The sequence below is a fragment of the Caballeronia sp. ATUFL_F2_KS9A genome, assembly GCF_023630765.1.
Classification (GTDB): Bacteria; Pseudomonadota; Gammaproteobacteria; order Burkholderiales; family Burkholderiaceae; genus Caballeronia; species Caballeronia zhejiangensis.
In genome coordinates, this window is record NZ_JALQEK010000001.1 from 370,465 (window position 1) to 391,400 (window position 20,936).

A 20,936-nucleotide genomic window follows, 5' to 3' on the forward strand; every position below is an offset into this window, starting at 1 on the left:
GGCGGGCCAGTTGGCGATCAGCGATCGCCGGGCGTTGCCGCGAGGTTCGACGTGCTATCAAGACACGTCATCTGGCGCTTAGTTGCATCGATGGACACTTCGACGCTGCGGCACCCGTTCCAGCCGGCGCTCACGCGACATAGCGCGCGACGCTCACGAACTGGCACAGGCTGCCTGCGAGCACGAACAGATGCCAGATGCCATGTCCGTGCCGGATGCGCTCGTCGTTGATGAAAAACCAGATGCCCGCGGTGTACACGACGCCGCCCGCCACCAGCCACGCGGTTCCCGCGGGCGGCAGCGCCGTCACGAGCGGATGAATGGCTACGAGCGCGAGCCATCCCATCAACACGTACAGCACCATCGAAACGCTGCGGGTTCGCCGCCCGAGCGTGAGTTCCTGCACGATCCCGAGCGCGGCGAGCCCCCAGCTCACGCCGAAGAGCGACCAGCCCCAGGGACCGCGCAAGGTCACTAGTGTATACGGCGTGTAGCTGCCGGCTATCAACAAGTAGATGGCCGAGTGATCGCACTTCTGCAGTATCGCTTTCATGCGCGGCGAGCGCGCGCAGTGATACAGCGTGGAGATCACGTAGAGCGCGCAGAGCATCGCGCCGTACACCGCGAAGCTCACGACCTTGTACGCGTCACCGTCGAGCGCGCCCATCGTGACGAGCGCAGCCAGACCCGCAACCGACAGCAGCGCGCCGATCAAATGGCTGATGCTGTTGAAACGCTCGCCGACATGCATATCGAATTCACCAAAAGACAAGGGGCGCGGCCACGAAGGCTGCGCCCCATATGCGTATTGTACGCTGTCCCGGCGAAGGACCTATGAAGCCATCAGTCGAGCGGCGCCGAACGCAGGTTGCTCACCTGCTGCGGCGACACCGGCGTGCCGTGGTTGCCCCACGACATACGGATGTACGTCACGACTGCGGCGACTTCCGTATCCGACAGCGACTGTGCGAACGGCGGCATACCGTGCGGCATCGGGTTGCCTTCCGTACTCGGCGGATAACCGCCGTTCAGCGTCATACGGATCGGATTGACGGCCGATTGCATCTGGATCGACTGGTTGTTCGCGAGCGGCGGGTATGCAGGCGGCTTGCCGAGACCGTTCTCCGCGTGGCACTTCGCGCAGTTTTCGGTGTAGACCTTCTTGCCGAGCGTGAGCAGTTCGCCGCCGAACTTCTCGGACGTCTCCAGCTGCATGACTTCCGGCGCTTCCTTCTTTTGCGGAATCGACTTGAGATACGTCGAGATCGCGTTGATGTCCGCGTCGGTCATGTACTGCAGGCTGTTGTGAACCACTTCCGCCATCGGGCCGAACACCGCGCCGCGCTGCGACACGCCGGTCTTCAGCAGATCGTTGATGTCCTTCAGGTCCCAGTCGCCCAGACCGGCTTCCTTGTTCGACGTCAGCGACGGCGCGTACCAGTTCTGCAGCGGGATGAGGCCGCCGGCGAAGGCCGCCGAGCTGACCGGGCCGCCCATCGCGTTGATCGACGTGTGGCACATGCCGCAGTGACCGAGGCCTTCGACGAGATACGCGCCGCGGTTCCATTCGACCGACTTGGTCGGATCCGGCTTGTACTCGCCTTCCGAGAAGAACAGCGTGCGCCAGCCGATCAGCAGGTTGCGGTTGTTGAACGGGAAGCGCAGTTCATGCGGACGGCTCGGTTCGGAAACCGGCGGCACCGAGCGCAGATACGCGTAGATCGCGTCCGAGTCCGCGCGCGTGACCTTCGTGTAGCTCGTGAACGGGAAGCCCGGATAGAGCAGCGAACCGTCTTTCGAGCGGCCCGTGTGCATCGCGCGATAGAAGTCGTCGGAGGTCCACTTGCCGATGCCGTATTGATCGTCCGGCGTGATGTTCGGCGTGAACATCGTGCCGAACGGCGTGGCCATCGGCAGGCCGCCGCCGAATTCCTTGCCGCCGCGAACCGTGTGGCACGCGATACAGTCGCCGGCGCGGGCGAGGTACTCACCTTGTTTGATGAGCGCGGCTTTGTCGGCAGGCGTCGCCGCGATGGCGCCGCCCGAATGCAGGTTGTCGCCGCCCGACCAGAGGACGGCGCCGGCTGCGACGGCTGCCACCACGACAGCCGAGGAAAGTGCGAACAGGGACTTGCGTTTCATTGTGTTGTCGCTCCAGACGCCTTATTGCGGTTCGCTGCCGCACTTGAGCGGCATCTTCAACGAGCCAGCGGGCGCGGGCACCGGGTTGGCGGGTGCGGTTTGCGTAGAGAGCCATGCGGCGACGGCGGTCACGTCGTCGTCCGTCAGGCGCGAGGCGATCTGCTGCATGCAATCGGGCGCCTTCGCGTGACGCGTGCCCGACTTCCATGCGCCGACTTGCGCGCTGATGTAGTCCGAATGCAGGCCGACGAGACCCGGGATGGCCGGCTGCATGCCGGTCAGACCCTTGCCGTGGCAGGCCGCGCACGCGGGAATGTTCTTCGATGCATCGCCGTTCAGCACGAGCTGCTGGCCGCGCGCGAGCGTCGTGGCCGACACGTTCGACTTCACGGGCGTCGGATACGGCGGGCGCTGGTTCGAGAAGTACGTCGCGATCTGATGAAGGTAATCGTCCGAGAGATACGTGACGAGGTAGTTCATCGGCGGGTACTTGCGCCGCCCTTCGCGGAAATTCTGGAGCTGGTTGTACAGATAGTCGGCAGGCTTGCCGGCAAGACGCGGGAAGTAATCGTTGTCCGTGCCTTCACCGTGAACGCCGTGGCACGCGGTACAGCCTTGCACGCGCGCGGCCATCGTGTCCGGTGCGATCGGCTGGTTCTGCGCCTGCGCGGCGGAGCTGAAAACGCCAGCGCTGCCTACCAGAGCCGAGGCAAAAGCCATAGCGAGCAGCGGACGAAAAATGCGTCTTGAAAACACGCGACACTCCATGAAATTCGGGGACCTGCCGAGCTTCGTGCGGCTCGGTGCGAAGGTGGCGAACCACGGCCACGCAGGGGGCGGTGGGTGGCGGACCACGGCCACAGCGGCTCGACGAGCCTCTGATGCGACGCGGCATTCTATCATCGATGCATGATGATGACTATTTGACACAATCTCGCTCTAAGTCCCGCTGCAGCGCATTCGCGACAATATGCCGCGCGGCTATTGACCACCCGCGACGAACTTCCTAGGCGCGTGTGGTTCATTGCCTCTCGACAAATATTCGACTCGATGCGAGACGCCCGATCGACGTGCTTCATGCAGTTTCGGAAGCGTCCGGCAAAAATTCAAGGCGTTTCGCTCGTGTTCGATGCTGTGCTGCACCGCGGACCTTCATTCAGACTCCGCAAAATTCCTTCGATGACCTTCCCTTTAGCAATGCGCGTTCACGCCGCGCCCGGTTCCGCATGATGAACGACGATCCTCTCTCGCTCGCGCAGACGGCCTTCGCCGCGCTCGCCGATCTGACCTTCGCCTGCGTGCTCGGCGCGCTGCTGCTGAACGTGTGGCTGTCGCGCGAACAGGCGTTCGCGACCGTATCGCCCGCGCGGCGCGGCTGGTTGCGGGCGGCGCGCGGCGGTCCGATCGCAGCCATCGCGCTCGTTCTGTGCAACTTCGCTTCGCTGTGGCTGCAGGCCGCGGCGATGAGCGGCGCGCCGATCGTGCAGGCGGGCGGCGCGTTGTGGCTCGTCGCGACGGGCACGCACGCGGGCATCGGCTGGTCGGTGGCACTGGCGGGCAGCGTGCTGTTGCTGCTCGCGTCGGCGGGCGGCGGCGCGCTTTCCGGTACGCGGATCGGCATGGCGCTCGTTGCCGCGCTGATCGTCGCGGCGGGCAAATCGGCGATCGGCCATGCCGCCGATGCCGGCGCGTTCTCGCTCGCCGAAGCGGTTCAGACGCTGCATCTGCTCGCGACGGCGGCGTGGGGCGGCATTGTGATCGCGGGTGCGTTCGTGTTGCCGGCGCTCGATACGTCGCTTGCGCGCGCATATCTGATCCGCACGGTCGCGCGCATGTCGCGAGCGGCGTCGATCGCGGTCGCGTTCGTCGTGCTGACGGGCGTGTTCAACGCGTGGCGCGGCATCGGCGGATCGGCCGCGGTGCTGACCGCGAGCGCGTGGGGTCATGCGTTGATCGTGAAGATGCTGCTGGTTGCGGCGGCGCTCGCGTTCGGCGCGCTCAACCGCTGGTCGGCGTTGCCGCGCCTGTCGCGCTCGGCATCGACGATGGACGCGCATACGGTCATCAACGTGATGCGCGTCGAAGCGCTGATGATGGCGGGTGTGTTCGTGGCGGCGGCGGTGCTGTCGCACAGCGTGCCGGGTTCGTCGCTCGCGGGATGAAAACGGCGACGCGCGGCGTTACTCGTAGCCGAGCCTGTGACTGACGATCGGCGCGCAAAACAGCGCGACCGCGCAGCCGATGATCTTGCCCTGCAACTCGACGAACGCCGTATGCGAACCGCCGACGAAGATCACTTCGACCAGTTGCGGCAGGCAGAACACGACCGCCGCACCGATGAACCAGCGCGTCACGGCCGCGATGCGCCAGCCGCGCTGCGCCCCGATTCCCGCGGCCACCACGCGCGCCACGCCCAGCGCGACGAGCGAGCCGACCGCGAGCTGGGCACGGACGTATTCATCGGGAAGGACCTGCCACATGATTGTTCTCGCTTTTTTGGTGACTATCGGCAGCGTATGCGCAAGAAGCTCGCCAGTATGTACGAGAAAACGCAGATCGTGAAGCGCGGCCCGCGCGGGGCCGCATTCGCTCAGAACGTGTGCTCCGGCCCGGGAAAACTGCCGTCCTTCACCGCGCGCACATAGGCTTCGACGGCGGCGAAAATGTTCGGCTGACCCTGCATGAAATCCTTGACGAAGCGCGGCCGCTTGCCGTGAAAGATGCCGAGCATGTCGTGCAGCACGAGCACTTGTCCGGAACAGTCGACGCCCGCGCCGATGCCGATCGTCGGAATCGCGAGCGCTGCGGTCACTTCGCGCGCGAGCAACGTCGGCACGGCTTCGATCACGAGCAGTTGCGCGCCGGCTTCCTGCAGCGCGATGGCGTCGCGCTTCATCTGCTCGGCCGCCGCTTCGGACTTGCCCTGCACCTTGAAGCCGCCGAATGCGTGCACCGATTGCGGCGTGAGACCGACGTGCCCACACACCGGAATCGAGCGCTCGACGAGAAAGCGCACGGTATCCGCGAGCCATTCGCCGCCTTCGATCTTCACCATCTGCGCGCCCGCGCGCATCAGTTGCACGGCGTTCGCATAGGCGTCTTCCTTCGAGCCGATGGTGCCGAACGGCATGTCCGCGACGATCAGCGCGCTGCGATTGCCGCGCGCGACCGACGCCGTGTGATACGCGATGTCCGCGAGCGTCACTGGCAGTGTCGTGTTGTGGCCTTGCAGCACATTGCCGAGCGAGTCGCCGATCAGCATGACATCGACGCCCGCGCGTTCGAGCAGCGCGCTGAAGCTCGCGTCGTAACACGTGAGCATCGCGATGCGCTCGCCGTTTTCGCGCATGGTCTGGAGCTTGGGGACGGTGATCGTCGCGCGATTCGTTTCCTGCAGATACGTCATGGTCGTTTCACTGAAGAGAGCGTGGCCGGGCTGCGAATTCAGACCGATACGCCTTTGACAAAGAATTCCTTGCGCCCGCGCATGGCGCCGATGCGCTCGATCAGAAGCGCGAGGTCGTCATCCGAGGCGAGCGGGTTCAGGTGCTCCGCGTTCACCGTGAGCAACGGCGTCGCGTCGTAGTGATAGAAGAAGTCGTTATAAGCATCGCAGAGCGCGCGCAGATACGAATCGGAAATTTGCAGCTCCATCGGCAGCGCGCGCTTCTGGATGCGCGAAAAAAGCACTTCCGGACTCGCCTGCAGATAGACGACGAGATCGGGTGCGGGCGCGCTCGCATGAATGCGCGAGGCGATGTCCTTGTAGAGCTGGAACTCGTCGTCGGGCAGGGTGAGGCGCGCGAAGAGCTCGCTCTTCTGCGTGAGAAAGTCGGTCATCAGCGCGGCGCCGCTCGTGACGATATCGGCGGCTTCCTGCGTCTGCGATGCGCGCTGCAACGCGAAGCTCAACTGCGTGGCGAGCGCGTGCCGCGTGGTGTCGCGATAGAAGCGCTCGAGAAACGGATTGTCCTGCGGGCGCTCGAACAGCGTGCGCATCGACCACCGTTCGGCGAGCAGCGTCGCGAGCGTGGTCTTGCCGACGCCGATCGGCCCTTCGATCGCGATGTAACGATGCGGCGGCCGCAGTTGAGGCGCGGTGACGGTGAGTGGCGGAACGCTCATCGGCAGTCTGTCTTCGTGGAAGGGGAGTCGGTTGCGTTGGAGCCGCGCGGTTGCGTCGCGACCATGCACTGACACGTCGCGACTTTCTCGATGCGCTGATCGGCGACGCCGTCGATGAACGCATCGGCGCGACCGCGTTGAGGAAGGATGAGATCCGGCTCGAGCTCGACGAGCGGCACGAGCACGAAGGCGCGCTCGGTCATGCGCGGATGCGGCACGACGAGATCGGCTTCGTCGATGCTCGATGCGCCGTACAGCAGGATGTCGAGATCGAGCGTGCGCGGCGCATTGCGATACGGCCGCTCGCGCCCGAACTGCAACTCGATGTGATGACACAGGCGCAGCAGCGATCGCGCGGGCAGGCTCGTTTCGAGCTTGACGACGCAATTGAAGTAATCGTCGCCCGATGAATCGATCGGCGCGGTGCGATAGACGCTCGATTTCGCGAGCACGGTGATCGTGTGCTGCTGGGCGAGACACACGACTGCGTCTTTCAGGGTCTGGCGCGCATCGCCGAGATTCGCCCCCAGGCCCAGATAAGCAATCGTCATGGCAGAAGTCCTACGCGTGGGTCACAGCGGAAAGCGGGAGAACAGGATCGCTCTTCGCTACTGTAACCAAATCCGGCGTTACTCGTCGTCGGCGGCTTCGCGCCTGTTCGCCGCACTCGATACCGCGTCGTCATTGCCTGCCTGCGCGGCTTGCTCGTCCTGCGCGCCGGGTTCGCCCGAGCGACGCTTCGCGTTGCTGCGGCGCCGGCGCTTCTTCGGTGCGTTGCGATCCTTGCCGCCTTGCGACAGGAGTGCTTCGCGCTCGGCGTGATCGCCGTCGATGAAGTCGCTCCACCATTGGCCGATGGCCGCATCGAGCTCGCCCGATTCGCAACGCAACAGCAGGAAATCATACCCCGCTCTGAATCTTTGGTGTTCCAGCAGCTTCAGCGCGCTGCGGCCGCGTTTTTCCAGCCGATGCTGAAGACCCCAGATCTCGCGCATGTCGGACGAGTAGCGCTTGTGGATCGCGAGTTTCTCCGTCTGCATATCGAGGACATCGTCCATCGCGCGATGCAATGCGGGCACCGGATAGTCGCCGTTCGCGGTGTATTGCTGCCAGCGCGTCTGCACGTCGTGCCACAGGAGCGTCGCGAAGAGAAAGCCCGGCGACACGCCCTTGCCGGCGCGCACGCGCTCGTCGGTGCTGGTGAGCGCGAGCGTGACGAACTTCTCGCCGTGCGGCTGTTCGAGCACGACATCGAGCAGAGGCAACACGCCGTGATGCAGCCCTTCCTGACGCAGCCGCGTGAGACACGCGAGCGCATGGCCGGACAAGAGCAGCTTCAGCATCTCGTCGAAGAGACGCGCGGCCGGCACGTTGTTCATCAGGTCGGCGAGATCCTTGATCGGCGCGCGCGTGGCTTCATCGATCTCGAAGCCGAGCTTCGCCGCGAAACGCACGACGCGCAGCATGCGTACCGGATCTTCGCGATAACGCGTGGCCGGATCACCGATCATGCGCAACAGGCGCGCGCGGATGTCGGCCATGCCGTCGTGATAATCCAGCACCGTTTGCGTGGCCGGATCGTAGTACATCGCGTTGATGGTGAAGTCGCGGCGCGTGGCGTCTTCGTGCTGCTCGCCCCAGACGTTGTCGCGCAGCACGCGGCCGCTCGCATCGACGGCGTGCGTGCGCGCATCGAGCTCGCCGCGCTTGAGGCGTCGCGGCGGTTCGGCGGAAGGCTCCGGCGGCGCGTCCATGAGCGCGCGGAACGTCGATGTCTCGATGATCTCCTGCCCGAACTGCACATGCACGATCTGGAAGCGCCGGCCGATGATGCGCGCGCGGCGAAAGAGCTTCTGCACCTGATCGGGCGTGGCGTCGGTGGCGACGTCGAAGTCTTTCGGCGCGACGCCGAGCAGCAGGTCGCGCACCGCGCCGCCGACGATGAACGCGCGATGCCCGGCCTGCTGCAGGCCGTCGGTCACGCGTATCGCGTTCTTCGAGATCAGCGAAGGATCGATGCCGTGAATCTCCGACGACAGGATGACCGGCACGTTCGGATCGCGCTTCACGGGCGCGGCGGCTTTCTTGCGCGTGCTCTTGCGAGCGGGTTTCGGCGCGGCTTCGGAAGCAGCGGCGGGGACGTCGTGGCCTTCGTCGGCAGAGGCGGTTTCTTGCCCGAACAGCTTGCGGATGAGTTTTTTAATCACGAGTGTCGAACAGGTTCAGGATGCGCCAGCCTTTGGCTTGCGCGTGCGCGCGCAGGGTGTCGTCGGGATTGGTCGCGACCGGATCCGTGACGCGCTCGAGCAGCGGGATGTCGTTGTGCGAGTCGCTGTAGAAATAGCTGTGCTTGAAGTCGTCGAGCGTCTTGCCGAGCGTCGCGAGCCATTGCTCGACGCGCACGATCTTGCCTTCGCGATAACTCGGCGTGCCCATCGGCCGGCCGGTGAGCGCGCCGAGCGGATGATCGTCGACCGTTTCGACTTCGCAGGCGATCAGCGTTTCGATGCCGAAGGCTTCGGCGATCGGCGCGGTGATGAACGCGTTCGTCGCGGTGACGAGGCAGCAGAGATCGCCTTCGTCCTGATGCTCGCGCACGAGCGTGACGGCGGCCGGCACGATGCGCGGGTTGATCACTTCGCGCATGAATTGCGCGTGCCAGTCGGTGAGCTGCTCGCGCGAGTATTTCGCGAGCGGGGCCAGCATCGCGTGCAGATACGCGTTGATGTCGAGCACGCCCGCCTTGTAATCGGCGTAGAAGGCGTCGTTCTGACGCGCGAAGGATTCCGCCTCGACGATGCCGAGCTTCACCATGAAGCGGCCCCATTCGTGGTCGCTGTCGGTGGGAATGAGCGTGTGATCGAGATCAAAGAGGGCAAGGTTCATGGGAGCGCATTCTACTTGAAGCGGGTCGGATCGTTGTCCGGCGCGGCGGGGCCGGATTCGGGGCCGTTCGGATCGGCGGGCGTTTCTTCCGGCGCCGATACGGGAACGAGGGGCGCGGCCCGGCCGGTTTGCTGGAGCATCGTGCGCAGCAGCGCTCGCGTCACCGCGCGCTTTTGTTCCAGGGAGAAGCGGTCGAGTTCGTCGAGCAGGGCCATGAGGCTCGGCATGTCGCGGCGAAAGTGCGTGAGCAGATAGGCGGGCACGTCGTCGGCGAGCACGATGCCGCGTTCGCGCGCCGCGTGCTTCAGCACCGATGCCTTCGCTTCGTCGGAAAGCGGCTGAAGATGGAACACGAGGCCCCAGCCGAGCCGCGTGCGCAGGTCTTCGCGGACCGTGAGCGCGAGCGGCGCGTCGTTGCCGGTGGCCACGAGCGCGCTCGCCGGATATGCGCGCACTTCGTTGAAGAGATTGAAAAGGGCGATCTGCTGCGCGGGGGAAAGGCGGTCGCAATCGTCGACGGCGTAAAGCGTCACGCGCGGATCGAACCCGAATGCGTTGAGCGCGCTCTGCGGGCCGAGATAGCGCGCATGGCCGTTCGCCTCGTGCGTGAGCGCCTGCAGCAGGTGGCTGCGGCCGCTGCCCGGCTCGCCCCACACGTAGAACGTGCGGTCGGCGACCGGCCCGGCCGCGAGCGCGCCTTCGAGTTCGCGCAGCCGCGCGATCAGTTCGTGATTGCCGGCGGCGAAAAAGTTATCGAAGGTGGCGGGCGGCGGCGTGCCCAGATCGAGCGTCAGTTGGCGTTGCACGGGAGATCGGTATCGTCGGGCCTTGAGTCGGGCGAATCTTGAAAACTGCCGGATGAGCTGCGGGTATACGCGCAAAGCCGCGGCGGACGGCCTTTCGCGCCAATGGCTCGGGCGCTTCTGAGATTGTCTGCGATCTCGAAAAAAGCGCCTTCGCGGATTCTGGCGTGCGCGGGAAAATCCGGCTGGCCGACCGTCGACGGGTCATCATCGGGTAAAATCGCATTTTACCGACCTTCTTGCTCCTCCCTCCATGAATCAACCGAAATCCGCACCGGACGCCCAAGGTTTGTCGTATCGCGACGCGGGCGTGGACATCGACGCGGGCGACGCGCTCGTCGACCGGATCAAGCCGTTTGCCAAGAAAACGTTGCGCGACGGCGTGCTGGGCGGCATCGGCGGATTCGGCGCGCTCTTCGAGGTGCCGAAGAAGTACAAGGAGCCGGTGCTCGTATCGGGCACGGACGGCGTCGGCACGAAGCTGCGCCTCGCGTTCACGCTGAACCGGCATGACACGGTCGGCCAGGATCTCGTCGCGATGAGCGTCAACGACATTCTCGTGCAGGGCGCCGAGCCGCTCTTCTTCCTCGATTACTTCGCGTGCGGCAAGCTGGATGTCGACACCGCGGCGGACGTCGTGAAGGGCATCGCCACGGGCTGCGAGCTGGCGGGCTGCGCGCTGATCGGCGGCGAGACGGCGGAAATGCCCGGCATGTATCCGGACGGCGAATACGACCTCGCGGGCTTCGCGGTCGGCGCGGTGGAAAAGAGCAAGATCATCGACGGCAGCACGATCAAGCCGGGCGATGTCGTGCTGGGCCTGGCATCGAGCGGCATCCACTCGAACGGTTATTCGCTGGTGCGCAAGATCATCGAGCGCGCGAATCCGGATCTCAACGCCGATTTCGACGGCCGAACGCTTGCCGACGCGCTGATGGCGCCCACGCGCATCTACGTGAAGCCGCTCTTGTCGGCGATGCAAAGCGTCACGGTGAAGGGCATGGCGCATATCACGGGCGGCGGTCTCGTCGAGAATATTCCGCGCGTGCTGCGCGATGGGCTGACGGCGGAGCTGGATCATCGCGCGTGGCCGCTGCCGCCGCTGTTCGCGTGGCTGCAGAAGCACGGCGGCGTCGCGGATGCGGAGATGCATCGCGTGTTCAACTGCGGTATTGGCATGGCGGTGATCGTTGCGGCGGAAGATGCCGATGCGGCAACCGGCCTGTTGTCGGGCGCGGGCGAGCAGGTGTGGAAGATCGGCGTCGTGCGCGAGAGCAAGGAAGGTGAGGCGCAGACGGTGGTGGTTTGATAGTGCCGTTGTCGCGCTGATACGAAAGACCCTCGCGGAGTGCGAGGGTCTTTTGTTTGGGGATTACATCGGCCGCATGTAAGGCGACCGAATTTGCTGCGGATTCGGCCCCAGTTGCTTGAGGAGGAAGTCCATAGCTGTCTTGTTATAGGCCGGTCTTGGATCGACGTGCGAAACGCCGTTGGGCAGGTAAGGCGGGCGCAATCCGGGTGTAAGCAACTCGCCCTTGTACAACGCGCCGTTGTATTCGACGATCCAGTTCACGCTCTCCGTGAGCAGCCCGATAGAGGTCCCCTGCACCCACATGTAGCGATGGCCGCCAAACGATTGGATTTCTCGCTTGTACCACGCGCTCAATTGATCGAGCGTGCGTGGGTCGCTGTATTTTTCGGATAGATCGACCCGAAGGAACGTCGTAAGCGCCTCGTAGCGCGGCACGTACATCTTCGAGCCACGTGGCATCAACGCTGTATCGCCGGACGGAAACGACAGCCGCGGCATCAGGAGCGTTAAAGTGTCCTTCCTGCCTTGGAAGCTTTCGGTCGCGGCCGTGACTGTCTGACATTGGCAAGCCCGTGGCGCAGTGGCGCCGCTCAGCGAAGCCTTTTGATACTGAGCTTATAGAACGATCGTGTGCAAAATTTCAGTATGACTTTTCAGACTTTCGAAGTTTTCCTAATCGCTGCTACCGCCCGCTCCGTCGCGTCCCCCGCGCAGCAATCCACCACGACTCGCTCCGGCATCGCGCGCAGCCACGTCAACTGCCGCTTGCACAACTGCCGCGTCGCGAAAATGCCCTTGTCGCGCATCTCGTCGTAACCCGTCGCGCCGTCGAGATAGTCCCACGCTTGCCGATAGCCGACACAGCGCATCGACGGCATCGAAAGATCCAGATCGCCGCGCGCACGCAACGCGCGCACTTCGTCGATGAAGCCGTGCGCGAGCATCGCATCGAAACGTGCGGCGATGCGCGCATGCAGCACCGCGCGATCCGACGGCTCCAGCGCGACCGGCACGAAGCGATACGGCGCATCCGCATCCTGAACGCGCGGCGCGGCGAGCAGCGCGGACATCGGCTGGCCGGACAGCATGAAGATTTCGAGCGCGCGCTGGATGCGCTGCGAGTCGTTCGGCGCAAGCCGCGCGGCGGTTTGCGGATCGACCGCCGCGAGCCGCGCATGCAGCGCGGGCCAGCCATCGCGGGCGGCGTCGGCGTCGAGGGCGGCGCGCACGTCGGCATCGGCGGTCGGCAGATCGTTCAGACCTTGTGTCAGCGCCTTGTAGTACAGCATCGTCCCGCCGACCAGCAACGGCACGTTGCCGCGCGCGACGATCTCGCCGACGAGCCGCAGCGCATCCGCACGAAACTGCGCGGCGGAATACGTTTCGGCGGGATCGATGATATCGATCAGATGATGCGGCGCCGCCGCGCGCTCCTCGGCGTTCGGCTTGGCCGTGCCGATATCCATCTCGCGATAGACGAGCGCCGAATCCACGCTGACGATTTCCACCGGATGCAGCGCCGCGAACGCCAGCGCGGCCGCGGTCTTTCCCGACGCCGTCGGCCCGAGAAGACACGCAACAGGCAAGGCGGAAGCGCTCATTGTCCGCGCATGAAGAGTCGGTCGAGATCGGCGAGCGTGAGCTGATACCACGTCGGACGGCCGTGATTGCACTGATCGGCGCGCTCGGTCGCTTCCATCTGGCGCAGGAGCGCGTTCATCTCGTCGAGCGTGAGCCGGCGATTCGCGCGCACCGCGTTATGACACGCGAGCGTGCCGAGCAATTCGTGCTGACGTTCGGTGAGCACGCGCGAGCCGCCATAGGCGTGCAGATCGGCGAGCACGGCGCGCGCGAGCGATTGCAGGTCGGCGTCCTTCAGCAACGCGGGCACGGCGCGGATCGCGATCGACGTCGGCGACAACACCGCGAGATCGAAGCCGAGCGCATCGAGCGTCGCGCGCTCTTCCTCGACGATGCCGATCTCGACCGGCTCCGCTGTCATCGACACGGGAATCAGCAGGGGCTGCACCGCGATCGCGCGATCGGCGAGCGCGTGCTTGAATTGCTCGTAAAGAATGCGCTCGTGCGCGGCATGCATGTCGACGATCACGAGGCCGCGCGCGTTCTGCGCCAAAACATAGATGCCGTGAATCTGGCCGACGGCGAAACCGAGCGGCTGTTCATCGGCGTGATCGAGCGCACTGTCCGCACTGTCACTGGCGATCAGCGGCGCGGGAGGGCGCTCGTTCATCGACGGATACGGCGTGTCGATGGTCGTCGTCGCGCCTGACGTACCCGCGCCGTTGTCCTTGCGACCGAACAGCGCGTCGTAAAGCGCGAGCGGCTGCGCGACGGGCAGCGTGCCCTGCGTCATGCGCGACTGGCGCATCCAGTTCGTGCCGTTCTCGCTTTTCAGCGTGAGCGAATCCGGCGTGCCGGCGAAAGGCTTTGCGCTGAACGAAGCCGGGCCGGTCGGCTGCAATTGCGCCGCGTGTCCGCCCGCCGTCGTTTCCGGCGACGCGCCCGCATGCCGCGCCAGCGCGCGCTGCACGGCGTGAAAGACGTATTGATGAATCGAGCGCGAATCGCGAAAGCGCACTTCGATCTTCGACGGATGCACGTTCACATCGACGGATTCGGGCGGCAAATCGAGAAACAGCACGTACGCCGGATAGCGATTGCCGTGCAGCACATCTTCATACGCGGCGCGCACGGCGTGCGTGAGCAGCTTGTCGCGCACGAAGCGGCCGTTCACGAAGAAATATTGCTGATCGGCGCGCCCGCGGCTCGCGGTCGGCAAACCCGCGCAGCCGTAGACCGCAAGCGGCCCGGCGCGTTCGTCGAGCGGCAGATGCGCGGTTTCGAACACCTCGCCGAGAATCTTCGCGACGCGCGTCTGCGGATCGCTCGCGTTCCAGTGCTCGACGGCTTTGCCGTTGTGCATCACTGAAATCGCGACGTCGGGCCGTGCGAGCGCCGTGCGGCGAATCACGTCGAGGCAATGCCCGAGCTCGGTCTGCTCGCTCTTCAGGAATTTGCGGCGCGCGGGCGTGTTGAAATACAGCTCGCGCACTTCCATTGTCGTGCCGACGGTGCCCGCGGCGGGCGAGATGGCGCCGGTTTGCGCGTCGATGCGCGTCGCGTGCGGGCAGCTTTCGGTGCGGCTCGTGATGAACAGTTCCGCAACCGACGCGATCGACGCAATCGCCTCGCCGCGAAACCCGAGCGTCGCAACGGCTTCGAGTTCCGCGAGCGAGCGGATTTTGCTGGTCGCGTGGCGCATCAGCGCGAGCGGAAGCTCGTTCGGCGGAATGCCGCAGCCGTCGTCGGCGATCACGATGCGTTTCACGCCGCCTTCGTCGAGCGTGATGCGCAGTGTCGTCGCGCCGGCGTCGAGTGCGTTTTCCAGCAGTTCCTTGACGACCGACGCAGGCCGCTCCACCACTTCGCCAGCGGCAATCTGGCTGATGAGCTGATCGGGCAGCGGGGCGATGGCGCGCGGACGGCGCCCGGCATCGGCTGTCGAAGCGCCAGCGGAGGTTTCGTTTAGGTCGGACATGGCGAAATTATAACGATTCGCAACGTTCGGGCTTCGGGTGGCCGGCTGCATCGGTCCGGGCGCGCACGTATCCAAGAGCGCGGGCCAGAGCGGGACTTTCTTGCGCCGCAATTTATTTGCATTACTGAGTTTTTTTCGGGTCCACGCGTACAATGCATTACGCCGCCGCAAGAGAGTTCTGCCAGGCCGCGCGCAATCAATCCGTCGATCTCACTCACGCAATATTTCGCTCGCACCGCCAATTTGTTTGCCATCGAGGCGGCGATTCCTGCGGAGATATGAATTCGTTCGTGTTTCGAATGCGCGCGTTCGCGAGCGTTGAATCGGGTAATCGTCACGGCCTAATAATCATTTCGGGCGTTAATTGTTTAAGAGTTTTCGTATGGTCGCGACGATTTTGATCATGCCGGTTATCCGCAAATGCAGAGCGATTCAGCCACGGGATTCCGCCGGAGGCCAAATGTATTGGGTTATGTTTTCGAAACTTCAGAAAAAGGATAATTCATGTCCCGTATCGCTTCAGAAAAAAAGAAACCGACTGGAAATCATGCCGTGACCGAAGCGCCGCCGACGAAAGGCCAGCAGGCAGGCGCGCATTCCAGTCATAAGAACGCGGAAGCAAAAACTCAGAAGAGTCGTGTGGCGGCAAACGGTAAAAGCGGAAACAACTTTCCGAATGTGCTCGTGCATGGGTTTTGCGGTTGGGGTCGCGAAAGGCTGACGAGCAAGATTTATCACTATTTCGGCGGCACAGGCGATATTCAGGAATATCTCAATAATAGGGGTTACCAGACTTTCACCGCTGCGGTCGGACCGTTATCCAGTAACTGGGACCGGGCCTGCGAGCTTTATTATTTCTTGAAGGGCGGCGTAGTGGATTACGGCGCGGTGCATTCGGCGCGTTACGGCCACGAACGTTATGGACGTTCGTATCCCGGCGTATTTCCCGAATGGAGCGAAGAACACAAGGTTCATCTGATCGGGCACAGCATGGGCGGTCCGACCATCCGCACTCTCGTGCAATTGCTGGAACATGGCGATCCGGATGAAATTGCCTTCGCGCCGAGTTCGCGGGAAGCCGGCACCTCCGAACTCTTCAAGGGCGGCAAGCAATGGGTACATAGCATCACGTCCATCGCTGGCGTCAACAACGGCACCCCGGTCGCAGACGATCTCGGCGAGCCGATGTCCGACCTGCTATTGAGCCTGGCGAGCCTGTGCGGCGCCGATAACCGCGATCTGCTTTTCGACTTCGACTTGAAGCAGTGGGGCATCCACCGCGAGAAGGGCGAGGATCTGGTCGAATACGCCAAAAAGATCATGCTCAGCAAGGCCTGGAAGACGACTGACAGCGCAATCTACGATCTTTCCTTCGCCGCGGCCCGACTGCAGAACATCTGGGTAAAGACGTCGCCGCACACTTATTACGCGTCGTATTGCGCCGACGGAACGGTGCCCGGCCTCGCCGACACGCGTGTTCCGATGTCGAACATGAATCCGTTGCTCCTCGGCGGCGGCGCGGCGCTCGGCCTCAATGAAAGGGATCTTGCGGGCGGATTCCTGAACTGGCGTCCCAATGACGGTTGCGTCCCGGTTCCGTCGGCGCAGTACCCGATCGGGCACGCGCACGAGTTCGTCGGGGACAACCCCGCTCATCCGCCGAAGAAGGGCGTCTGGTACGTTCATCCTCCGATCGCCGGCGTGGATCATATCGGCATCGTGCAGCCGGTCGGCAGCACGACGCTCGAGTGGCTGGAGGAATTTTTTGGGAAAATCGCGGCCTATAACAAGGCGCTGCCAATTTAGCGACCCGGCCGGAGCCTGATCTTTCCTGTGGGGCTTTCGGGCGCCCGGGTTGCGCGCGCTTCCGGGTGAACATTCGTGTGAGCGAGCCCGGCGCCGCGCCACTTCGGTATCATGGCGCGACTCCCGCATTTGTTGCCGATGCGCCGCTTTTCCGGCGCCGGCTTACTTTTTGAGGAAAGATTTTTGGACACGTTGCTGCAATTCCTGGGACTCATCCTTCACATCGACAAGTCGCTCGGTGTCTTCATCCAGAATTACGGCGCCTGGGTGTACGCGGTGTTGTTCCTGATCGTGTTCTGCGAAACCGGGCTCGTCGTGTTTCCGTTCCTGCCGGGCGATTCGCTGCTGTTCATCGGCGGCGCGTTCGCCGCGTCGCACGAAATGGATCTCTTCGCGCTGATCGCGCTCCTGCTCATCGCGGCCGTGACCGGCAACACGGTGAATTACTGGATCGGCCGCGCCATCGGGCCGAAAATCTTCGATACGAACATTCCCGTGCTCGAGCGCTTTCTGGACCGCGCCGCGCTGCAGAAAACCCACAACTTCTACGAGAAGCACGGCGGCAAGACGATCGTGATCGCGCGTTTCGTGCCGGTGGTGCGGACGTTCGCGCCGTTCGTCGCGGGCGTGTCGTCGATGAGTCACGGGCGCTTCCAGCTCTTCAATATTCTGGGCGCGCTCATCTGGGTGCTGTTGCTCGTGTTGCTCGGCTATTTCTTCGGCAACATTCCGTTCATCAAGCAGTATCTGAACGTGATCGTGCTGGTGGGAATCGGCGCGGCCATCGTGCCGGTGGCGATCGGCGCGCTATGGAAGATGAGCCGTCGCAATTCGAAGGCTTGAGGAAAAGCGGGATGCGCGAGGCCGTCGGATGCCGGCCTCGCTCACGCCGCGAAACCGCTCAACGGCGCCGGAACAGGCGGATCACGAAAAGCAGCACGACCGCGCCGATCACCGCGGTGATCAGCGTGCCGAGGATGCCGCCGCCGAACGAGATGCCGAGCGTGCTGAAGAGCCATCCGCCGATCACGCCGCCGACGATGCCGACGAGAATGTCGACGATCACGCCGAAGCCGCTGCCGTTCATGATGAGGCCGGCGAGCCAGCCCGCCACGCCGCCGATGATGAGGCTGAGGATGATTCCGTGTTGCATGATTTGCATGCGTTGAGACTCCAGTCGAATTGAGAGATGCGGGACGCAGGCGGGACCTGCAATCGGGCGCGGGCAATGTAGCGGAAATGACCGTGGCGGGGGATTGTCAACTGTCAAGGATTGTCGATGCAGCGTCGGCAAACAGCGCGGACGACAGATGACACATGGCCGGGGCAAAATACGTCAAAAATTTGGATTGCCAAAAGGTTCGGTCGGCGCTTGGGCGAAGTGTGTCGTTTAGGTCACTGAGGCGAATTTGTATCTGTAATGTTTTATGCTGGCGGAATTGGTTGAAAAAGTTCAAGACGACAAGCATGAGAAAGCTGGTGGTGATGCACAAGGAAGGTTTCGGATCGGGCCCGCGCGGGGCGATCGCGGGCGTGGCGCTCGCAGCGGGGTTGGCTGCCGGATTGACGGGATGTTCATCGACGCCGCGGGAGCCCGCGCCGATCGTCGAAAGTTCCGCGCTGAGCGCGCCGCCGGTGGTGCAGAGCGGGTCGCCGATCGTGACGCCCGCGCCAGTCGTGCCGCTCGGGCCGACGACACCCGCGCCCGTCGAACCGGGCTTTTATCGCGTTAAGCCGGGCGACACGCTTTACGGCATTTCGCGCACCTTCAAGCAGAAGCCCGCTGATCTGGCCAAGTGGAACACGTTGCCGGAAAGCAGGCAGGTGAACGTCGGGCAGGTGTTGCGCGTGATGCCGCCGGGTGCGTCGTCAACGACGGTGAGTTCGGCGAGCGTCGGATCGAAGATGGCGCAGCCGCCGCTTCTGCCGACGCCGGAGAAATCGGTGGCGCAGAAGCCAGCGGCGGAAAAGCCCGCCGCTGCGGCCAGCGAAGAACATCAATCCGCAGTCACCGCGACTGCATCCAAGGGCACCTTCGTCTGGCCCGCGCACGGCGACGTCGTGCGCAAGTTCGGCGCGAGCGGCAACAAGGGCATCGACATCGAAGGCAAGGTCGGGCAGCCAGTCAAGGCAGCGGCGTCGGGCAAGGTCGTGTATGCGGGAAGCGGCTTGCGTTCCTACGGGCGCATGATCATCGTCAAGCACGGCAACGATTATCTGACCGCCTACGCGTACAACGAGAAGCTGCTCGTGAAGGAAGGCGATTCCGTCAAGCAGGGCGCGACCATCGCCGACATGGGCACCGGCCCGGGCGGCACGCCCGCGCTGCATTTCGAAGTGAGAAAGTCGGGCACCGCGGTCGATCCGATGCCGTTGCTCGGCGCGGCCGGCGGCTGATTCCTGGCCGGGCGGGAAGGGAGCCGAAAGGTGAAGAAGATCATGATCGCCGCGCTGACCGCGGCGTCGCTGACGTCGCTGCTTTCCGGCTGCGAGCAGCAGCAGAGCGAGGAAGCGTTGAACAAGCTCAAGGCATTTTTCAATGCAGTGAAGCCGGACAACTTGCTGCTCAAGAACCTGCAGCCCGGCGTGACGACCGAGGCGCAGATCCGCGACCAAATGGGCGAACCCGAGACGGAGCGCACGTTCACCGACGGAAGCAAGCGCCTCGAATATCCGCGCGGCCCGGCGGGCACGAACACCTACATGGTCGATCTCGACCCCCGCGGGCATTTCGTTTCCGTGACGCAGGTGCTGACCGCCGAGAACTTCGCGAAAGTGCGCCTCGGCATGACGATGGACGAAGTGCGCAGACTGCTCGGCAAGCCGACCGAAATCGCGGAGTATCGGCTGAAGAAGGAGCGCGTCTGGAGCTGGCACTGGCTCGAAGACGGCGTGAATCAGGACGCCATGTTCAACGTGCACTTCGGACCGGATGGCACCGTGGTGACGACGTCGCGTTCCGAAGCGATCCGCGGCGGTCAACGCTGATTCCGGGCATGACGACGATGAGTGATTCGGTGACATACGACACGCGCCTTCGCCTGATGGACGAAGCGTCGCGCTATCGCGATCAGGCGTCGCGCCAGGCCGGCGCAAAGCAGCTTGTGCTCTGGGATTGCGGGCGCGGGCATCGCTGGGACAAGACGCTCGACATCGCGCAGAACGTGCGCTGCATGAATTGCGCGACCGAGCGGCGCGAATTGGAGACGAAGCGTCTGCAGGACATCGCGCAAGCGCGCGGCGGCGCGCTGCTTTCGCACCGCTATGTCGATGCCGCGACGCCCTTGAGCTGGCGATGCGCGTACGGTCACGTTTGGGATGCGACTCCCGATGCGGTGTCGCGCCATTGGTGCAGCGAGTGCGCGCGCACCGTGTTCGCGGCCGTCCGCTGACCGATCCAACGGCATCAAAGAAAAAGCCGGCGAATGCCGGCTTTTGAGCTTCTTTGTCGGGGCGCTGGCCTCTTTCGCCTGCGACTCGTCGCGCCGTTGGCAAAAACTCGCGCTTTGCTTTTTTATTCTCGCGCTTTGCTTTTACCCACGACCTGATCGAGTGCCGCCCATCCTGTTTGTCGGTCTCTCAGCGCGTTTTGCTGCTGCCCCCCGTGCGCTGGAAAAAGTATTGCAAATGGCCATTCCTAAGAATGTACGCTCGCAAACACATTCGCAAATTGATAAGCATCTGCGGGGAAGTCCCGATCCGCGAAGCGATCTTCAGTCGGCCGACGACACCGTTTCCACACGCCCGATACCCGAACGCATGTTCGCCGCGACGAGCGATTGCGTGACCATGCGCGCTTCCGCCTGCGCGATGTGCTCGAGCGTCGCTTCTTCCAGTTGCGCCGCGAAAACGGCGAGCGCCGTGCACAGACGTGCGTGCTGACCGGCATCGAGCGTCCAGACGCCTTCGTCCGAATGACGCGCGTCCAGTTCGACGAGCGCTTCGTGCGCAAGCGTAATGTCGTGGTCGCATTCCGCCGCGTGGCCCAACTGGCACAACTCTTCCGCGACCAGCATGTGACGGCATAGCGTCATGAAGAGCGGCTGCGATCCGTGTCCGCGATGAAACGCGTCGAGCGCCACATAGCAGCGCAGCATCATCGCGTCGATCATCGGTTCGCGGGCGGCGCGGCTGTAGGTCAGCGCGCGCAGAAGCGGCGACATCGCGGGACGGGCGGATTTCATGTTCGTCGATTTCTTCTTCACGGCAGTGCTCCCGAAAAGGTGTTCGCTTAACGCCGGTGCTGTCTGTCGCGCCGGGACGCGAATGCGTTGGATGCGTTTGGATGCGTTTGACGTTGAAA

General features: G+C 63.9%; 22 protein-coding genes. 7 read left to right on the plus strand and 15 right to left on the minus strand.

Going from position 1 to position 20,936, the window contains the following annotated elements:
* Nucleotides 1-130: 130 nt before the first annotated feature.
* The 3 genes from trhA to NCS67_RS01770 form a co-directional block, all read right to left on the minus strand.
* Nucleotides 131-751 carry a PAQR family membrane homeostasis protein TrhA gene (trhA, locus tag NCS67_RS01760; RefSeq protein WP_008351409.1) on the minus strand — a complete coding sequence of 207 codons (621 nt, stop codon included), beginning with the start codon at nucleotides 749-751 and terminating at the stop codon, nucleotides 131-133.
* Between the two features lie 92 nt (nucleotides 752-843).
* Nucleotides 844-2,142 (minus strand): c-type cytochrome, encoded by a 1,299-nt coding sequence (locus NCS67_RS01765; protein WP_008351407.1) that lies wholly within the window; start codon nucleotides 2,140-2,142, stop codon nucleotides 844-846.
* 21 nt (nucleotides 2,143-2,163) lie between these two features.
* Nucleotides 2,164-2,910, minus strand: coding sequence for a c-type cytochrome (locus tag NCS67_RS01770; protein WP_008351405.1), 747 nt, complete (start codon nucleotides 2,908-2,910; stop codon nucleotides 2,164-2,166).
* 461 nt (nucleotides 2,911-3,371) lie between these two features.
* Between NCS67_RS01770 and NCS67_RS01775 the strand changes: the two genes are divergently transcribed.
* Nucleotides 3,372-4,304 carry a CopD family protein gene (locus NCS67_RS01775; RefSeq protein WP_250433747.1) on the plus strand — a complete coding sequence of 311 codons (933 nt, stop codon included), beginning with the start codon at nucleotides 3,372-3,374 and terminating at the stop codon, nucleotides 4,302-4,304.
* 18 nt (nucleotides 4,305-4,322) lie between these two features.
* Here the strand turns inward: NCS67_RS01775 and NCS67_RS01780 are convergent, their stop codons facing one another.
* From NCS67_RS01780 to hda, 7 genes are all read right to left on the minus strand, one after another.
* Nucleotides 4,323-4,622, minus strand: coding sequence for a hypothetical protein (locus NCS67_RS01780; RefSeq protein ID WP_008351402.1), 300 nt, complete (start codon nucleotides 4,620-4,622; stop codon nucleotides 4,323-4,325).
* Between the two features lie 110 nt (nucleotides 4,623-4,732).
* On the minus strand, nucleotides 4,733-5,548 hold the full coding sequence (gene panB / locus NCS67_RS01785; RefSeq protein ID WP_034470688.1) for a 3-methyl-2-oxobutanoate hydroxymethyltransferase: 816 nt from the start codon (nucleotides 5,546-5,548) through the stop codon (nucleotides 4,733-4,735).
* A 38-nt stretch (nucleotides 5,549-5,586) separates the two neighbouring features.
* A complete protein-coding gene (locus NCS67_RS01790) occupies nucleotides 5,587-6,267 on the minus strand; it encodes a deoxynucleoside kinase (protein WP_008351398.1) in 681 nt (226 codons plus the stop codon).
* Nucleotides 6,264-6,818, minus strand: a complete 555-nt coding sequence (folK, locus tag NCS67_RS01795) for a 2-amino-4-hydroxy-6-hydroxymethyldihydropteridine diphosphokinase (protein ID WP_008351396.1) — start codon at nucleotides 6,816-6,818, stop codon at nucleotides 6,264-6,266. Before folK ends, NCS67_RS01790 begins: the two co-directional genes overlap by 4 nt.
* A gap of 78 nt (nucleotides 6,819-6,896) precedes the next feature.
* A complete protein-coding gene (gene pcnB / locus NCS67_RS01800; protein ID WP_008351395.1) occupies nucleotides 6,897-8,474 on the minus strand; it encodes a polynucleotide adenylyltransferase PcnB in 1,578 nt (525 codons plus the stop codon).
* Nucleotides 8,467-9,153, minus strand: coding sequence for a histidinol-phosphatase (locus NCS67_RS01805; RefSeq protein ID WP_034470695.1), 687 nt, complete (start codon nucleotides 9,151-9,153; stop codon nucleotides 8,467-8,469). The genes pcnB and NCS67_RS01805 overlap by 8 nt, the downstream gene beginning before the upstream one ends.
* Before the next feature lie 11 nt (nucleotides 9,154-9,164).
* Nucleotides 9,165-9,959: a DnaA regulatory inactivator Hda gene (gene hda, locus NCS67_RS01810; RefSeq protein WP_008351391.1), complete on the minus strand. Its 795-nt coding sequence runs from the start codon at nucleotides 9,957-9,959 to the stop codon at nucleotides 9,165-9,167.
* A 250-nt stretch (nucleotides 9,960-10,209) separates the two neighbouring features.
* Between hda and purM the strand changes: the two genes are divergently transcribed.
* The gene (gene purM, locus NCS67_RS01815; protein ID WP_008351388.1) at nucleotides 10,210-11,265 is read left to right on the plus strand and encodes a phosphoribosylformylglycinamidine cyclo-ligase; all 1,056 of its coding nucleotides are present in this window, start codon (nucleotides 10,210-10,212) and stop codon (nucleotides 11,263-11,265) included.
* Nucleotides 11,266-11,328: 63 nt separating this feature from the next.
* On the opposite strand, the gene NCS67_RS01820 is transcribed toward purM, so the two are convergent.
* From NCS67_RS01820 to mutL, 3 genes are all read right to left on the minus strand, one after another.
* Nucleotides 11,329-11,766, minus strand: coding sequence for a hypothetical protein (locus tag NCS67_RS01820; RefSeq protein ID WP_250433749.1), 438 nt, complete (start codon nucleotides 11,764-11,766; stop codon nucleotides 11,329-11,331).
* 155 nt (nucleotides 11,767-11,921) lie between these two features.
* On the minus strand, nucleotides 11,922-12,869 hold the full coding sequence (gene miaA, locus NCS67_RS01825; RefSeq protein WP_250433750.1) for a tRNA (adenosine(37)-N6)-dimethylallyltransferase MiaA: 948 nt from the start codon (nucleotides 12,867-12,869) through the stop codon (nucleotides 11,922-11,924).
* Entirely contained in the window at nucleotides 12,866-14,827 is a 1,962-nt protein-coding gene (gene mutL / locus NCS67_RS01830) for a DNA mismatch repair endonuclease MutL (protein WP_250433752.1), read from the minus strand. Before mutL ends, miaA begins: the two co-directional genes overlap by 4 nt.
* Nucleotides 14,828-15,331: 504 nt before the next feature.
* Here mutL and NCS67_RS01835 point away from each other — a divergent pair.
* Both NCS67_RS01835 and NCS67_RS01840 read left to right on the plus strand, forming a co-directional pair.
* Nucleotides 15,332-16,633 carry an esterase/lipase family protein gene (locus NCS67_RS01835; RefSeq protein ID WP_250433761.1) on the plus strand — a complete coding sequence of 434 codons (1,302 nt, stop codon included), beginning with the start codon at nucleotides 15,332-15,334 and terminating at the stop codon, nucleotides 16,631-16,633.
* A gap of 183 nt (nucleotides 16,634-16,816) precedes the next feature.
* The gene (locus NCS67_RS01840; RefSeq protein WP_250433770.1) at nucleotides 16,817-17,476 is read left to right on the plus strand and encodes a DedA family protein; all 660 of its coding nucleotides are present in this window, start codon (nucleotides 16,817-16,819) and stop codon (nucleotides 17,474-17,476) included.
* A 58-nt stretch (nucleotides 17,477-17,534) separates the two neighbouring features.
* Here the strand turns inward: NCS67_RS01840 and NCS67_RS01845 are convergent, their stop codons facing one another.
* Nucleotides 17,535-17,786, minus strand: coding sequence for a GlsB/YeaQ/YmgE family stress response membrane protein (locus NCS67_RS01845; RefSeq protein ID WP_008351379.1), 252 nt, complete (start codon nucleotides 17,784-17,786; stop codon nucleotides 17,535-17,537).
* Nucleotides 17,787-18,100: 314 nt separating this feature from the next.
* Here NCS67_RS01845 and NCS67_RS01850 point away from each other — a divergent pair, with 314 nt between their 5' ends.
* Genes NCS67_RS01850 through NCS67_RS01860 form a run of 3 tightly spaced genes read left to right on the plus strand, consistent with a single transcriptional unit; the run spans nucleotide 18,101 to nucleotide 20,025 of the window.
* Nucleotides 18,101-19,030 carry a peptidoglycan DD-metalloendopeptidase family protein gene (locus NCS67_RS01850; RefSeq protein WP_033536531.1) on the plus strand — a complete coding sequence of 310 codons (930 nt, stop codon included), beginning with the start codon at nucleotides 18,101-18,103 and terminating at the stop codon, nucleotides 19,028-19,030.
* Between the two features lie 42 nt (nucleotides 19,031-19,072).
* Nucleotides 19,073-19,621, plus strand: coding sequence for a lipoprotein (locus tag NCS67_RS01855; RefSeq protein WP_033536569.1), 549 nt, complete (start codon nucleotides 19,073-19,075; stop codon nucleotides 19,619-19,621).
* Nucleotides 19,622-19,629: 8 nt separating this feature from the next.
* The gene (locus tag NCS67_RS01860) at nucleotides 19,630-20,025 is read left to right on the plus strand and encodes a hypothetical protein (protein WP_008351376.1); all 396 of its coding nucleotides are present in this window, start codon (nucleotides 19,630-19,632) and stop codon (nucleotides 20,023-20,025) included.
* A gap of 321 nt (nucleotides 20,026-20,346) precedes the next feature.
* Here the strand turns inward: NCS67_RS01860 and NCS67_RS01865 are convergent, their stop codons facing one another.
* Nucleotides 20,347-20,838 carry a hypothetical protein gene (locus NCS67_RS01865; RefSeq protein ID WP_175979830.1) on the minus strand — a complete coding sequence of 164 codons (492 nt, stop codon included), beginning with the start codon at nucleotides 20,836-20,838 and terminating at the stop codon, nucleotides 20,347-20,349.
* Between the last annotated feature and the right edge of the window lie 98 nt (nucleotides 20,839-20,936).